The sequence below is a fragment of the Rhodococcus cerastii genome (assembly GCF_033042195.1).
GTDB lineage: Bacteria > Actinomycetota > Actinomycetes > Mycobacteriales > Mycobacteriaceae > Rhodococcoides.
Map to the genome: position 1 here is coordinate 44,840 of NZ_JAWLKF010000017.1, position 15,156 is coordinate 59,995.

The following is a 15,156-nucleotide window of genomic DNA, read 5'->3' on the forward strand; positions in this document are numbered from 1 at the left end:
TCATCGACTCGTGTAGCCGCCGTCCACCGGCAACGACACCCCGGTCACCATGGAAGCATCATCGCTCAACAGGAAGGCAATCGGCGCGGCAATCTCGTCCTCGGTGGCCCAGCGCCCCAGCGGCATCTGTGCCAGGAACGGCTCCTCGATCTCCGGACGGCCCCAGTAGAACGCGGACATCTCCGTCATCACGACGGTCGGATTGACTCCGTTGACCCGGATTCCGTGGCGACCGAGTTCCAGGGCCGAAACCCGAGTGATGTTGTCCAGGGCGGCTTTCGAGGAGCCGTACGAGATGTGGCCCGTCAGGGCGACGAGACTGGCCTGGCTCGACACGTTCACGATTGCTCCAGCACCGGCGGCGATCATCGCGGGGACGGTGTACTTGATGACGAGGAGAGCGCCACGCGCGTTGATGGCGATGACCTTGTCGAAGACGGAGATGTCGGTGTCCTGTGGCGTGGCGATCTCGCCGCCGAAGCCGGCGCAGTTCACCACTCCGTAGAGCTCGAGTCCCTCGACGGCCTCGCGCACGCTGTCCTCGGAGGTCAGGTCGAACGCGAGAGGCTGCGCGCCGGTCTCGTCGGCGAGCTTGTCCAACGCATCCACCGATTGACCGGCTGCGACGACGTCGGCCCCGTCGGCCACCAGTCGTCGCACCGTGGCCGAGCCGATACCGCCGCTGGCACCGGTCACCAAGATCTTCCGGCCGTCGAACTTCGCCATGTGCGCCAACCTTCACTGTTTCCGAATCGGTCATGTCATCGATGTCATCCGCCGCATGTGCGTGCTTGATGACATCGGTGTCATGGACGGTACCGTAGCGCCGTTCCGCTGGGTCGAAAATCGAGTAGATCGCAACTATCTCCAGTTCAGAGACGGTACCGCTCGGTCCGATAGCGGGTCGAAGGTGCGGCTTCTGCCGTGAGCAGGATCTGTGCCATGTCACCGGTGACATGAATTTTCACGAAACACGTGACAATGCGGGTTGCGTGGGTCACACTCGTTTACACAACGAGCCCCGCAGGGAGCTCGACCTGCCTCGCAGATCACGATCTCCGACCGTGCTGCACAGGCACCGGTGGGGGTGTTCATCCCGCACCCGACGGTTTTCGATTCGACCAAGGAGTATCCATGGCCAGCGTTGCACCTGTGGCGACACCGATCCTCGAGGCGAGGGGATTGTCGAGGAGCTTCGGAAACGTGCGCGCCCTCGACGACGCCGATTTCGACATCTACCCCGGCGAGGTCGTCGCCCTCATCGGCGACAACGGTGCAGGCAAGTCGACGTTGGTCAAGGCGCTCTCGGGCAGTCTCGCGGTCGACACCGGTGAGATCCTGTTCGACGGCACTGCGGTCGATCTCGACAGTCCCACCGTGGCAGCGGAACTCGGCATCGAGACGGTGTTCCAGGATCTGGCTCTCGCGCCCCACCTGAATGCGCAGCAGAACATGTTCCTCGGCCGGGAACTGCAGGCGAAAGGGCTACTGGGGCACCTAGGGTTTCTCGATGTGTCCACGATGCGCAAGCAGTCGCAGGACGCGTTGAACGAACTCGGAGCCACTGTGCGCAGCCTCACCGTTCCCGTCGGAGCCATGTCGGGTGGCCAGCAGCAGGCCATTGCGATCGCCCGTGCGGTCGCCTGGGCCAAAGGTGTTGTCTTCCTGGACGAACCGACCGCGGCGCTCGGCGTCGTGCAGACCCGAAACGTTCTCGACACCATTCGCCGCGTGGCGGACAGGGGAGTGGCCGTGGTGTTCATCAGTCACTCGATGCCGCACGTGATCGAGGTCGCCGACCGCATTCAGGTACTGCGGATGGGCAAACGCGTCGCCACTCTCGACGCCAAGAACACGACCATGGAAGAACTCGTCGGCGCGATGACCGGCGCAACCACCGGAGCCACACGATGACCAACCAGACCATCAGCCCTTCTCTCGAGCCGATGCCACCCGGCGACACACCGTCTCGCCACTCCTTCGATCTCGTCGAAGCGCTCGGTAAGTTGGCCCGGGTTCAGGTGTTCCAGATCGTGCTCGTATTGGCCGCGATCTGCCTCGTGTTCTCGATCATGGCGCCCGGCAGCTTCCCTGAGTGGGGCAACATCCGCCAGATCATCCAGAACGTTTCCATCCTGGCCGTCCTCGGGATCGGCATGACGTTCGTCATCGTCACCAGTGGCATCGATCTCTCGGTCGGCTCCGTTCTCGTCTTTTCCGGCGTCGTCTCGGCCAAGACCATGGCCGCGATCGGCGGCGACGGGTGGGGAGTTGCCGCCGTCGGAATCGTGGTGGCACTGGGGTGTGGCCTCTGCTGGGGATTGCTGAACGGTTTCCTGATCGGTAAGGCCAACGTGCCTCCGCTGATCGTGACTCTCGGGACCCTGGGCGGAGCTCTCGGGCTCTCGCAGGTCATCACCGGCGGCGTCGACATCCGCGACGTACCACCGGTTCTGGTCGATACCATCGGCTACGGAAACTTCCCGGCCACCACCATTCCACTGATCTCGAGCATCGCGCTGGTGCTCGTGGTGATCTTCGGAATCGTGCTGCATCGCACCAAGTTCGGCCTCTACACCTTTGCCGTCGGCTCCAAGGAACAGTCTGCTCGGCGCGTCGGCATCAAGGTGGACATGCACCTGGTCAAGGTCTACGCACTCTCCGGCACTCTCGCTGGACTGGCCGGCATTCTGTCCTTGTCGCAGTACGGCACCACCGCCATCGCCGGACAGTCGCAGACCAACCTCAATGTCATTGCGGCAGTGGTCATCGGCGGAACCAGCCTCTTCGGCGGCATCGGAACCATGTTCGGCACCGTCGTGGGACTGTTCATCCCTGCCGTGCTGCAGAACGGCTTCGTCATCGTCGGAGTCCAGCCCTTCTGGCAGCAGGTCGCCGTCGGTGCTGTCCTCATCGCAGCGGTCTACTTCGATCAGCGCCGACGTGACGCAGCGAGCCGAGGTCAATCGCCCAGCTCCCTCAAGAAACTCTGGTCTCGAAGTCCCTAGTTCCGGCCAGCCTCGAAACTCCCTTTACTCAAATCCCTTACAAGAAAGTCGACCATGATCACATCACGCACCGCCGTCGTTGCACTGAGTGTCGCTTCGGTCTCCGCCATGTTCCTGGCGGGTTGTTCGTCCGACTCCGGAAGCGGTGGCGGCAGCAACAACATCGCCTTCATTCAGGGCGTCAGTGGCGACGAGTTCTACATCAGTATGCAGTGCGGAATCGAAGCTGCGGCAAAGGACGCAGGCGTCACAGTCGACACTCAGGGCCCGGTCAAGTTCGATCCCACCCTGCAGAAGCCGATCGTGGATTCGGTTGTCGCATCGCGGCCGTCGGCAATCCTCATCGCGCCCACCGACGTGGCCGCCATGCAGGCACCACTCGAGGCAGCCTCCAGAGCAGGTATCAAGGTCGTACTCGTCGACACCACCCTGGAAGACCCGTCCATCGCGGTCTCCTCGATCTCGTCCGACAACAAGGGAGGTGGGGCAGAAGCGTTCAGCGCCATCGAGCAGCTCAACCCATCCGGAGGCAAGGTGCTCGTCATCTCCACCGATCCCGGGATCTCCACCGCCGACGCCCGGGTGGCCGGCTTCGAGGAAGCCGTCGGGGCCAACTCGGCATTCGACTACCTCGGAGTCCAGTACAGCCACAACGACCCGGCCGAGGCTGCTCGTCTGGTCTCGGCCGCTCTGGCGAAGGACCCCGATATCGTCGGAATTTTCGCCGCGAACACGTTCGCGGCCGAGGGCACGGCTACGGGCGTCCGGCAGGCAGGCAAGCAGGATCAGGTCAAGATCGTCGGGTTCGACGCAGGCCCCGCCCAGGTCAAGCAGCTTCGTGAGGGAACAGTGCAGGCGCTGATAGCGCAGCAGCCCGACACCATCGGCACCGACGGTGTCGCGCAGGCCATGGCCGCCATCAACGACGAGCCGGTCACCGCCGACATCTCGACCGGCTTCCATGTCATCACCGCCGAGAACATCGACGGCGAGGGCGCGCAGTACGTCTACAAGTCGTCCTGCTGATCCCTGACGTGTAACCCCCTTCAGCTGCGGTGGTGCTCCTGGTGGCAGACCATGCCCGGGAGCGCCACCGCTCACCACGTTCGTCCGACCCCGAGGACCTGTCATGACCGAGCTTCGCCGCGCGACGTTGGAACACCTGCCCGCGACCGTCGCGAAGCCGGACTACGACTTGGACGAACTGCACTGCGGTGTGGTGCATTTCGGAGTCGGTGCTTTTCATCGCGCTCATCAGGCGGTGTACTTCGATCGGCTTCTCGCGGCCGGCCATCTCGACTGGGCACTGTGTGGAGTGGGAGTGTTGCCGGGAGACAGGAAGATCGGTGACGTCCTCGACTCCCAGGACCACCTCTACACCCTGGTCACGGTGGATCCGGACGGTCGACGCGACGCCCGGGTCATCGGTTCGGTCGCGGATTTCGTCTTCGCGCCCGAGGATCCCCAGGGGGTACTCGATGTGCTCAGCTCACCCGCCACGATGATCGTGTCACTGACGATCACCGAGGCGGGCTACGGCGTGGACGACATCACCGGTGCATTCGAGCCCAGCGATCCTGCAGTGCTCGACGACCTCCGGGACCTCTCGGTACCTTCGAGTGTCTTCGGCTTCCTGACCGTTGCGCTCGCCACCCGCCGGTACCACGGAATTCCACCGTTCACCGTGATGTCGTGCGACAACATCGTCCACAACGGGTCGGTGACCCGAACTGCATTGACGTCCTTCGCCCGTCGGCACGACGCCGACCTGGCAGACTGGATCGACGCATCGGTCGCGTTTCCCAACTCGATGGTCGACCGGATCACCCCTGCTACGACGACCGCAGTCATCGACGACGTGCGCTGCGACTTCGGAATCGACGACGGCTGGCCGGTGCGGTCGGAATCGTTCTCGCAGTGGGTGGTCGAAGACACCTTCTCGTTCGGCCGACCGCCCTTCGTCGAGGTCGGAGTGCAACTCGTCGCCGACGTCGCACCGTACGAACACATGAAACTGCGGCTGCTCAACGGATCTCACCAAGCACTGAGCTATCTCGGTATCCTCGCCGGCTACACCCACGTGCACGAGGTGATGGGAAGTCCCGACCTGTACGAGTTCGTGGCGTCGTACATGCGAACCGAGGCTGCACCGACGCTCGACCCGGTCGACGGAATCGACATCGACACCTACATCGAACAACTGCTGCAACGTTTTTCGAGCCATGCGGTGCGAGACACGCTCGAACGTCAGATCGTCGACGCGTCCGCCCGCATCCCGAAGTTCGTGCTGCCGGTGATCCGCGACCGGCTGGCACAGGACCGATCGGTCGACCACGGAGCGCTGGTGCTCGCCGCGTGGTGCGGAGTCCACGAGCGTGGGGACATCCCGATGGTCGACGCGAACGCCGAACACCTGCAGCGTTTGTCGTGGGAGGATCACGACAACCCCGGCGCTTTCCTGGCGAACCCAGCCGTGTTCGGTGATCTGGCGACGAGTCCGCGGCTACGCGGGGCGTACCAAAGGGCCAAGCGCTCGCTTCAGGACAGCGGTGCCCGCGGAGCAGTGCGGCGCGTGCTGGAACAGTCGGTCGGAGTGGGTCAGACCTTGTAGTACACCACCTGGTGGCTCGTGGCCAGCAATGTTCCACCTTCGGTCCACAGTTCTGCCGTCTGATCGAAGTAGCCCTGATGGAACCGGCGTGCTTGTGCGGTACCGAGGACGTACCCGTCGGAGTGCTGCTCGAGATCGTCGGGCGTCGCGAAGTAGTGGATCGTCAGCGAGATGGTGCCGGCCGGCACGTAGCGACCGAGGCGCTGAAAGATCCTGGGGTAGAACACATCGCTGAGCGAGGTCAGCGCAGCGAAGTCCACCGGACGCGGCGGCGTGTCGCGGATCCACAGTGTCTCGGTCGAGTCGGGTGATTCCTGGTCGTTCAGAGCGCCTGCAACGAAACGCATCTCGTAGTTCTGTGCCCAGGCGATTGCGTCGGGAAAGTTGCCGCGGGGCGTCTCGGCGGGGGAGGGGACGGCCGGGGTCACGGCCTCGGTGTTGTCCCACGTCTCGCGCCTGGTTCCGAACACCGCCGTGGCTGTGGTGGCGACGGCACCGTCCTGGACGAGTTCGAGGTACCAGTGCTGATTGCTCCGGTTGGTTCGCACGGCGCGCGGCCGAGATCTCGAATTCGCCCTCGGCCACCGGACCGGCGAAGTTGACCGTCAGCGAGACCGGCGATCCGAGGCATTCCGGATGCCGTTCGATGGCTCGGATGAACGTCGCAGCAGTGATGCCACCGAACGGGCCGACCATGTTGTTGTACGGCGCTGATGTCCTGCCGCGATACGTGCCGTCGCCGACGGTCTCGAGCGCGACTGCTGTGTCGAACGGATGCATTGTTCTCCCGTAGGTCTCGATCGGCGTTCGTGCCGATTCAAACTATCCGGCCCACTCGGGTGGTACGCAGGGTGGCTCCCTCACGGAATGATTCGCTGGCGACGTAGCTCGGCGACTATCTCGGCGAACATCGCCTCGGTGTCGACGAAACGGTGAAAACCAAGTCGACGCGCTTTGGAACCGTCGGCAAGGACGTCGTAGTCCCACGCGAACACGAAATCGCCGAAGGCCCAGGACGATACGTCGGAATACGGAATCTTCTGCAGCCCGTTCTCGGCGACGATCGAATTCCACAGCGGTTCCTTGTCTGCCATGACATCTGCCAAGGACATCGGTAGGGGAGTTGCGGTATCGAGGTCGAAAAGACCCGCGATACGCGGCCACATGTCGCTCCAGCGAAACAGATCGCCGTTGGTGATGTTGAACGCCTGGTTGGCGCAGCTCGGCGTGGTGGCCGCCCATACTGTCGCCTCGGCGAGCAACGATGCATCTGTCATCTCGAGCAGTGCGTCGAAGGCACCGGGCTTGCCCGGAAACCGCATGGGGACGCCCAGTTTCTTGCACATGGTGGCGTACACGGCGATGACGGTGGCCAGATTCATCGGGTTGCCCAGCGCAACACCGCACACCACCGACGGCCGGATCGCCGACCACGTCCACCGCTTACCGAGTTGCCGCGCCTCGAGAAACTGCTGCTGATCGACGTTGAACTCGGGCGGCATGTGCGGCGGATCCGATTCTCGCGCCGGGGTTTTGAAAGGGCCCAGGTGCGCGCCGTACACCTTGTAGCCCTGCATCAGGCTCACGTGCTCGAGGTCCGGTGAGCTCTCCTCGACGGCCGTGACCACGTTGACGAGCATCGCGAGATTGGGGGCGACGAGTTCGGCCCAGCTCGGTCTCTCCTGGTAAGCGGCGTAGAAGATGTGTGTGACGTCGGTCAGCTCCGCCAGTCGACGGTGGGTCTCGTCGGCGTCGAGCAGATCCACCGCGATGTGCCGGACGCGTCCGGCGTCCGTACCACCTCGGCGTGACAGCCCGACGATGTCCCACTCGCCCGTCCGTTGCAGGTGATCGACCAAGTTGCCGCCGATCACTCCGTTGGCTCCCACTACTACTGCTACGCGTGACATGACCTACTCCAATCTTGATATCGCGATATTGCGATGCCTCAAGTAGACCACATATCGGGATATCGCGATATAGGAGTAAGCTTCGAGGGTGGCTGACGAACTGGACCCCGCGGAGCTCGCAGCAGTGTTCGGTGCGCTGAGCAACCCCGCGAGATTGGCGATCATGCAGTGGCTCAAGGACCCGAGCGATTTTCCGCCGCAGCTCGAGCCGGCCGAAGATGTGGGAGTGTGCCTCAAGCACATTCAGTCGAGGGCGGGCGTGTCTCAATCCACCGCCTCGCAGTACATGGCCGTGCTGCAACGCGCGCAGCTGGTGACAAGCACCAAGATCGGTCCCTGGGTGCACTACAAACGCAACGACGCATTCCTCGACCGATTTGCCGAAACGATCAAGTCGGATCTGTGAAGTTGTCGATCGCCTGATCGATCGAGCTGCTGTCCTGGTGCACGGCTCGCGCCCGGTCCCGCAGGGCGCGCCGGTCGGTTGCACGTGCGATGGCGCTCAGGTCGATGCGTTGCAACAGCTTCTTCGTCACCGGTCGTTTGCTGTCCCAAAAAGCCAGTGCAGCAATGAGATCCGTGGCTTCCTGGCCGGTCAACAGCGCATGGGCGACCGCGCATGCCGCTGGGTCCTCGAACGGAAGGAGATAGGTGGCATCGTCGAACACCGCAGGTCTGCCGTCGTAGGGGCCGATCATTCTGAACTGCGGAACCTTGTGGAATCCGGAGATCGCGATCTTGTAGGGCGCAAACGTGTACGGCCCCACTCCGAAGATGCAGAAGCGCGCCCTGTTGCGGTAGATCGACGACTTTCGGCCATCGAGAGCACCCGCGTTGTCGGTCAGGTACTTCCACAGCTTCGGCGCGCTGTCCGCCAACTGCGCGGTGTCGTCACCGGTATGCGACTGCGGAACGATCATCCACCGCGATACTTCGGTGAGCTTACCGCGGTAGACATCGGTGCACTTGAACAGTGGAAACAGGAACTCGCTCTCGACGTCCACCGAAGCTCCGAGTTTGGTTCGTGGACCGTCGTTCTCGGTCAGTTCCATGACGGCAGACGCGTCGTGTTTGATGCCCTGCCGCCACATCAGTGAACTGATGCCATCGAACTGCTTGCTGCGCTGGTACGCATCGACGTTCGCGACGAGTTGGCCGTCGATGACCCCGATTCTGTTGTCCGGTTGTGACGCAACGATGCTCGGATAGGTCGCCGCGGTGTAGTCGGTCTTACCCGGCCCGAGTTCCACGGTGAACCAGCAGGCGTCGACCCCTGCGTCGAACCACTTCTTCGCATCGATCATTCGTAGACTCGAACCGGTCACCGGAAGCTGCTGCCGAGCGCAGTGCAACAGCACGTTTCTAGCAACCTGGGTCTTGCAGATCATCGCGATGGTCACCGGTCTATCGCTGAACTCGGCGAGGAGCTTGATCCAAATGAATTCTGCGATGTCGAAATTGGAGCTTCCGGTGATCGCATCTATTCCGCGCGCGTTCTCGGTGTTCGCGCGAGCCGGTCTGTTGCTCGAGCCCAGAACCGAGAGCTGAGAATTGGTCACCCATGGTGGGTTGCCGACGACGAGAGTCGGGCCGGTCGCAGATGTCCATGCGATGTCGCGTGCAAGGTCGAAATCGAAAATCGAGGCGGTGATCACTCGGCCGAATGCCGATGCGGCCGCGGCGTACTCGGGTTGCACCTCGATTCCGACACGTTCTGCATCGGGATGACGCTCCCCGATGGCCGACAGGAAGTTCCCGACACCGCACGTGGGTTCGAGGACGCGGGTCCACGCCGTTCGAGGCAGGGTGCTGACCAACGCACGTGCCAACTCGATAGGGGTCTGGAAGTCCCCGAACTCGTTGTTGGGCATCGGTGCCTCCGGCAGTGGTGCGGACAAGTGCCTTCCGTGACACGGGAGCGGAAGCCCCGGAGCCACGGCACCACACCGATGCTGGAGGCACTAATGTGGACTTCGATGAAGCTTTCGCGTGCGGCCCTGCTGCTGTCAACTCTGGTGTTCATCGTTGCTCTGATCTGGGTCGCCGTCACCGCGGGGGATCGAGTTCCCGCGCACTTCGACGCGTCCGGTCAGGTCGATCGCATGGAGTCGAAGCTGTCCTTCCTGCTCACGATGGGCGGCATCGGATTCGCGATGATCGGGTTGTTCGCGAGTATCGGTTGGTGGTTGCCCAAGGTTCCGGCGTCCATGGTGAATCTGCCGAGTCGAAAGATGCACGAGTACTGGACTGCCGCCGAGAATCGACCGGAGCTGAACCGGAAGATGGCCGAGGACCTCGAGTGGATCGGCGCGGCAACGGCATTGCTCTTCGCCTGGATCACCGGCGTTGCGGGCGCGACCACAGGCGACTCCGTCAGCGTCTGGGTTCTCGCGGTACCGACGGCGCTGTACGTGCTGGCCATTCTGGGATACGTGGTGTTCGTCGTCAAAGGTGGCCGGTACCGCGTTCCGAAGGACTGATTCAGGGGAGCGGTTGCAGCATCGCCAGTTTGGTGCCCGACTGCACCAGATAGCTGCCCTCGGCGGCGTCGACCAGCATCTCGAAGCTCATCGATTCGTCGTCGGGAAACATCATCGACGTCGACGCAGTCCACTCGGTCTCACCGGTGGTCACGTCGACCGCGGACAGATCCGTGCCGGCCGAGGTCAACATCAGATCACCGTCGCGCCCGATGATGCTGCCGGTCAGCCCGGCCTGCCACAGATGCTCGCCGTCTCGCAGATCGAGCGCTGTGGTGCCGTTGGATGCCTGCAGCAACCCGACATGGCCGATCACGTACTTCAGAGTGGCGTACGTGCGGGGCTCGTTGAGTTCGTCTCCGGGGAAGTCGTACGACAAGGCGTCGTCGCGCCACAGTTGCTCACCTGTGGTGCGATCGAAGGCCGTATCGCCGAGAACGATCGGGATCGACGTGTCGGTGGGCTCGTCCAGTGAAGGCTGTTGTACGACAGGACTGTCCGACCGTGCGAGGACCGTGCCGTCCAGTCGGAAGGCGACCGACCCTTTCGATTCCGAACCCGTACCTTCGCAATCTTGCACCGATGCAATGGCCAGGTCGCCTGCGGTGCGTCCCACGGCTCCGAGGCAATCCTCGAGGCTGTCCGTCTTCCAGAGTTGTCGGCCGGTCGCGGCGTCGAACGTGGAGAAACCGCCCCCGACGTCGAAGGTTCCGATGTCGTCATCGACCTTCAGTGCGGTGGCGTAGTCGTCTTCCCAACCGGCCCACGCGTGCAGCGGAACCGTCCACTCTGCGCTCGGATTCTCCAGCGTTCCGCGGTGCAGCAGAACATCGTTACCCTCGAGGTCGCCCGATGTCGTGTACACGCGATCGTTTGCGACGGTGACGGCGAAAAGATCGAGATCAGTAGGGTAGTTTCGCGATTCGCCGGTGGCCGGATCGAAGGTGACGTAGCCGGGAGTCTCGCCCCAGGTGGGCTGGTGGCAGACGAGCTGTCCGTCGAGCGGCTCGTCGGCGCACGCCGCTAGGTCCGGGGCCGGGGTCTTCCACAGAACTGTGCCGTCCGTGGTGTCGATTCCGACCATGACTGCCTCGTCGTTGCCGGATTCCGAGGACACCACGGCCAGTGTGAGAGCTGTACCGCCGATCACTATCGAGCCGAGACCCCACGCATACATGGAACCGGTACGCGGAGAGGCGAAGGTAGCTCCCTCCAGCCCCATGTCCGCCGCGTCGACGGCCCACGCCAACCCTGGCGCGTCGTCCGAGGAGTCGGTGATCTTCTTGATGGTCGTCGATCGGTCCTGTGCCACAACGGCTACCGCAGCACCGACCGACAGTGTCGTGACGACCGCCGCAACGACCAATTTCGTCGTCTCGTTCCATCGCGTCATGGAAGGTCCAATCCTGGTGTGTTCGCCAGATTCTCGAGCAATGCTGGATCCGCCGTCGGTCGGTCCGTCGACACCGTGATCTCGAGCCCTGACGGCGTGACGACGGAGACCGAGGCCCCCGTCCCGTACTCGTTCGGTGACAGAAGCTGGGGTTCCGCCATTGTCGTCGAATCGGATTCGATGTCAGACGTGGCCCGAGTAACGCTGATCGTGAGTTGCCCGGCAGTGCTGTTCACCGTCTGACAGAGCCCGGAACCGAAGTCACTGGTGTGCAGTGCGCCGAGGGGTGGAGTCGGTGCCAGTGCTGCCACGTCGGCTCGGCGTAAGGCGTCGTTGAGCGTTCGAGTCTCGTCGCGGGAGAACGACGCCGTCGGTGAGTCATCCCAGCCGCCGTAGCAGTCGGTGACATTGCCCGGTGTTCCCGCAGGGACGGGAGCAGTGATTCTGAGCGCAGGATCGGTGGCTATTCGGACCAGGTCGTCGAGCGTCAGTGTCAACGTGTCCGGGTCGTTCCCGCCCGAGACGGAGGCAGACACGACAGTGTTGTCCGGGGTGTACGCGGTGGCCGTCCGGGAGTAGGACCGCTGACCGTTGGTTTCGCGCCACGTGTCGTCGGCGTCCAGCACCGTTCCGTCCGGAAGACTCCGTCGCTCGTCCACTTGTCCTGCCACACACGGTGGTGGTTCGGCCGAGTCTGCCGGGCCGACAGAAACACTGAGATAGTCGGACCCGCCACCCGCGGCCAGTGGGGCGGATGCATGCGCCGAGTCGAGGACGAAATCCTGAGATTCGTCCGACGCGGGTATCGGGCCGAAGTACAAGGACCTTGCCGACGAGATCTCGGCGGGAAGTGCTGCCATCAACGCCTCGGACATGAGGTGAGCTCTGGGTCCGTCGTACCAGGGGGCGGCTGGATTGTCGTACGACTCGTCGCCCATCGTGGCGATGCCGAAGTACGAGGATTCGCTCGGAGGCTCGACGGTATCGCACCCCGGGATGCTCGCCGACGCGTCGACTTCCGGGGTGACCACCACGTACTCAGGTTGCGGGGGCTCCGGAACGGGAGTCGCCGATGTTGTTGGTAGGGAAGTCAATTCAGGCTCTTCGGCTGGAGCGGTCAATCCCGCTGCGACCACGCCGAGTGCCACGATCGACGTCAGGACGAGTGTGGTCAGCAGCGCAGAATGGTTGCGTTCGGTGGGCTGCGTGTCCTCGTCCATGGCCCTCGCTCCGTTCGTCACCATTGCGACGAACGTCGCGCAATATTCATACCATTCGTTTTGCTAATCGAGGTGGGTGTGGCAGGCAGACGAGATCCTCACTGCACCCGACCGGTTCGCCGGAGAAATCCAGCGGGACCCGATGGCACGCGGTCGATGCTCAGCGCGCACTGAGTCCGTCGAGGAGGAGTTCACCGACGAACGTTGCGTTGTCCTGCGGGCTGTTCTGTCGTCGGGTGAAACACCGCATCAGCAGCGTGTTGGTGATGCCTGCCGCGAGATCAACTGGGCTGGAGCTCTTTCGGAAGATGCCGGTGTCCTGCCCTCGTGCGATGACCGGTGCGATGATTGCCGGCAGGTTGAGCTTTTCCTTGATCGAGATCAGTCCCTCCGGCTCGCCGTAAGTGTCGTGGGCGACGGCGACGAGGAGAGCGTCCATGAATTCGAGTTCTTCGGAGGCGAGTTGCGCGCACCGCAGCATGTGATTCTGCAGAATCGTGAGCTCGTCGAGGCCGAGCAGTTGGTCGTCGGCCACCGACTCACGGAGACGATCGACCCGGCTCTGCAGTGCCGCAACGATGACGGACGGCTTGGTCGGAAACAGAGTCTTGCATGCTGCCCTCGGCACTCCGGCGATATCGGCGACGTCGTCCATACGCGTCATGAAGTACCCACGCTTACCGAACTCGTCGCGCGCCGCGGTGACGATCGCGGCACGCGGATCGCGAGGAAGCGGCCGCTCCTCGACCGGTGTTCCGACATCCCGCACGACGTCGTCGAGGTGCTGATGATGTCCGGACGTGTCGACGACGGCCCCGAGGAAGGCCAGCACCGCGTCGGACATCACATCGGGAGATACGGAGGAGGCGTCCACCTGACTGCGGATCCGAAAGCCGTCGACGACAGCATTGACGGTCATGGCGAACGATCGGGCCGTGAAGGGGCGGCGAAAAGCTCCACCGTCGGGATCGAACAGTGCCTCGAATGCCTCCAGTACGGCATCGTCTCGAACGCGGTAGCTTCCGGCGAGGGTCCCGGAAGTCGGCCCGCTGAAAACAAGATCGAGAAGAGACTCGGTGATGCTTCTCCGGTCGACGACCGCCGGGAAGTAGCGCGCAACGAGCGCAGTCACCGTCGCGCGAATCGACGCACCGCTGTCCGCCATCTGGATGCGAACAGTCTCGTGAACGTCGGTGGGTGGAGGAGTTCGAGACAGATGTTCGACAACCGTGGCGAGGAAGTCGGATTTGGTGCTGAACTTGCGGAAGAACGTTGCTGTCGACGAGTCGGCCTCGTGAACGACGTCTTCGATACGTAATCCGCGTTCGAGAATCTTCTGCGGATGGGTGACCAACAATGTGACACCCGCCTCGACGAAGTGGGCGGCGGTCGCGTCGAGCTCGGTCATAGTGGCGGACTTTACCGAGGTGGGGCCGACCGTGACGGCGGAGGTGACAGTGTTCACTCTCGGGTGAGAGCAACCTCGGTCATTCCTCGGAGTGACGCAGCGGAGCGAGTGCTGTGTCATTGGCCGTGTCAGCGCCACCGGGACAGCGGTGACGCCCGAAAACGAGGATCTTCATGACAGTGCTCGACATCCGCATCGGCGATGCCCCCGATCCACGGCTCAGCGCTCGTGAAATCGAGGTTCTCACCGCATGGCTCATCTCGGATTCCAAAGCGGAGGCATCGCGCTCGCTCTATCTCTCGATGGGAACCGTCAACACACACCTGACTCGCATCAGAGCGAAGTACACGGCAGTGGGACGAACGGCGCCGACCAAAGCGACGTTGCTGGTGCGTGCGCTGCAGGACGGGTTCATCGACATCGACGATCTGTGAGCAGTCACTGCACCTCGACGCGGCGGGACCGCACCTTCTTGACCACGAACCAGCCGATCAGCGCGACCACGATGCCGATGACGACGTACTGGAACACCGACGCGTAGCTCTCCACGTAGTGCCAGTTCTCGCCGAGGAAATAGCCGGCAAGCACGAAGATCGAGTTCCAGATCAGGCTGCCGAGGGTGGTGTACAGCAGGAATTGCAGAACCGGCATCCGGGACACGCCGGCCGGGATGGATATGCCCGAACGGACCATCGGGATCATGCGGCCGAAGAACACCGCCGACCGTCCGTGGCGGGCGAACCAATCCTCGGCCTTGGTCAGATCGTCGGTTCCGACGAACGGCATCCGATCGACGATGGCGTACATCCGGTCGCGTCCGAGTTTGACGCCGAGCCAGTACAGAACCAGTGCGCCGAGTACCGATCCGGCCGTCGTCCAGAACAGCGCACTCAGCAGAGTCATCCCGCCCTGGGATGCGGTGAACCCCGCCAGCGGCAGGATGATCTCGCTCGGCAGCGGCGGGAAGAAGTTCTCGGCGGCCACCGCAATTCCTGCGCCGGGGCCACCGATGGCCTCCATCAGACTCACTGCCCATCCGGCGATCCCTCCGAGGTCGCTGTCGGCTGCGGCAAGGGAGGAGGAGGCACTCATGACTACAACAGTACGAAACTGACGGGCCCAAAAT

At 63.2% G+C, this 15,156-nt stretch carries 14 protein-coding genes and 1 pseudogene; 7 read left to right on the plus strand and 8 right to left on the minus strand.

Annotation, left to right across the window (positions count from 1 at the left end):
- On the minus strand, positions 1-726 hold the full coding sequence (locus tag R3P93_RS22050) for an SDR family oxidoreductase (RefSeq protein WP_068046991.1): 726 nt from the start codon (positions 724-726) through the stop codon (positions 1-3).
- A 408-nt stretch (positions 727-1,134) separates the two neighbouring features.
- On the opposite strand from R3P93_RS22050, the gene R3P93_RS22055 reads away from it, so the two are divergent.
- The 4 genes from R3P93_RS22055 to R3P93_RS22070 all read left to right on the plus strand — a co-directional run bounded on the left by R3P93_RS22055 (position 1,135) and on the right by R3P93_RS22070 (position 5,619).
- On the plus strand, positions 1,135-1,914 hold the full coding sequence (locus R3P93_RS22055) for an ATP-binding cassette domain-containing protein (protein ID WP_068046988.1): 780 nt from the start codon (positions 1,135-1,137) through the stop codon (positions 1,912-1,914).
- Positions 1,911-3,008, plus strand: coding sequence for an ABC transporter permease (locus R3P93_RS22060; protein WP_082898561.1), 1,098 nt, complete (start codon positions 1,911-1,913; stop codon positions 3,006-3,008). The genes R3P93_RS22055 and R3P93_RS22060 overlap by 4 nt, the downstream gene beginning before the upstream one ends.
- A 54-nt stretch (positions 3,009-3,062) precedes the next feature.
- On the plus strand, positions 3,063-4,034 hold the full coding sequence (locus tag R3P93_RS22065; RefSeq protein WP_068046985.1) for an ABC transporter substrate-binding protein: 972 nt from the start codon (positions 3,063-3,065) through the stop codon (positions 4,032-4,034).
- A gap of 103 nt (positions 4,035-4,137) precedes the next feature.
- Positions 4,138-5,619: a mannitol dehydrogenase family protein gene (locus R3P93_RS22070; RefSeq protein WP_317534096.1), complete on the plus strand. Its 1,482-nt coding sequence runs from the start codon at positions 4,138-4,140 to the stop codon at positions 5,617-5,619.
- On the opposite strand, the pseudogene R3P93_RS22075 reads toward R3P93_RS22070, so the two are convergent.
- Both R3P93_RS22075 and R3P93_RS22080 read right to left on the minus strand, forming a co-directional pair.
- Positions 5,607-6,399, minus strand: a pseudogene (locus R3P93_RS22075) (acyl-CoA thioesterase). The gene R3P93_RS22070 and the pseudogene R3P93_RS22075 sit on opposite strands and share 13 nt — an antisense overlap.
- A gap of 80 nt (positions 6,400-6,479) precedes the next feature.
- Positions 6,480-7,529 (minus strand): SDR family oxidoreductase, encoded by a 1,050-nt coding sequence (locus R3P93_RS22080; RefSeq protein WP_317534097.1) that lies wholly within the window; start codon positions 7,527-7,529, stop codon positions 6,480-6,482.
- An 88-nt stretch (positions 7,530-7,617) separates the two neighbouring features.
- On the opposite strand from R3P93_RS22080, the gene R3P93_RS22085 reads away from it, so the two are divergent.
- Positions 7,618-7,935: an ArsR/SmtB family transcription factor gene (locus R3P93_RS22085; protein ID WP_068046973.1), complete on the plus strand. Its 318-nt coding sequence runs from the start codon at positions 7,618-7,620 to the stop codon at positions 7,933-7,935.
- Here the strand turns inward: R3P93_RS22085 and R3P93_RS22090 are convergent.
- Positions 7,919-9,427: an SAM-dependent methyltransferase gene (locus R3P93_RS22090; RefSeq protein ID WP_231893675.1), complete on the minus strand. Its 1,509-nt coding sequence runs from the start codon at positions 9,425-9,427 to the stop codon at positions 7,919-7,921. The two genes, R3P93_RS22085 and R3P93_RS22090, sit on opposite strands and share 17 nt — an antisense overlap.
- Before the next feature lie 78 nt (positions 9,428-9,505).
- Between R3P93_RS22090 and R3P93_RS22095 the strand changes: the two genes are divergently transcribed.
- Positions 9,506-10,009 (plus strand): DUF1648 domain-containing protein, encoded by a 504-nt coding sequence (locus R3P93_RS22095; RefSeq protein ID WP_231893676.1) that lies wholly within the window; start codon positions 9,506-9,508, stop codon positions 10,007-10,009.
- A 1-nt stretch (position 10,010) separates the two neighbouring features.
- On the opposite strand, the gene R3P93_RS22100 is transcribed toward R3P93_RS22095, so the two are convergent.
- From R3P93_RS22100 to R3P93_RS22110, 3 genes are all read right to left on the minus strand, one after another.
- Positions 10,011-11,402, minus strand: coding sequence for an outer membrane protein assembly factor BamB family protein (locus R3P93_RS22100; protein WP_317534098.1), 1,392 nt, complete (start codon positions 11,400-11,402; stop codon positions 10,011-10,013).
- The gene (locus tag R3P93_RS22105; RefSeq protein WP_317534099.1) at positions 11,399-12,622 is read right to left on the minus strand and encodes a hypothetical protein; all 1,224 of its coding nucleotides are present in this window, start codon (positions 12,620-12,622) and stop codon (positions 11,399-11,401) included. The genes R3P93_RS22100 and R3P93_RS22105 overlap by 4 nt, the downstream gene beginning before the upstream one ends.
- Before the next feature lie 160 nt (positions 12,623-12,782).
- On the minus strand, positions 12,783-14,030 hold the full coding sequence (locus R3P93_RS22110; RefSeq protein ID WP_317534100.1) for a TetR family transcriptional regulator C-terminal domain-containing protein: 1,248 nt from the start codon (positions 14,028-14,030) through the stop codon (positions 12,783-12,785).
- 173 nt (positions 14,031-14,203) lie between these two features.
- Between R3P93_RS22110 and R3P93_RS22115 the strand changes: the two genes are divergently transcribed.
- On the plus strand, positions 14,204-14,464 hold the full coding sequence (locus tag R3P93_RS22115) for a LuxR C-terminal-related transcriptional regulator (RefSeq protein WP_068046957.1): 261 nt from the start codon (positions 14,204-14,206) through the stop codon (positions 14,462-14,464).
- 4 nt (positions 14,465-14,468) lie between these two features.
- On the opposite strand, the gene R3P93_RS22120 is transcribed toward R3P93_RS22115, so the two are convergent.
- On the minus strand, positions 14,469-15,122 hold the full coding sequence (locus R3P93_RS22120) for a DedA family protein (protein ID WP_094639994.1): 654 nt from the start codon (positions 15,120-15,122) through the stop codon (positions 14,469-14,471).
- Positions 15,123-15,156 lie beyond the last annotated feature (34 nt).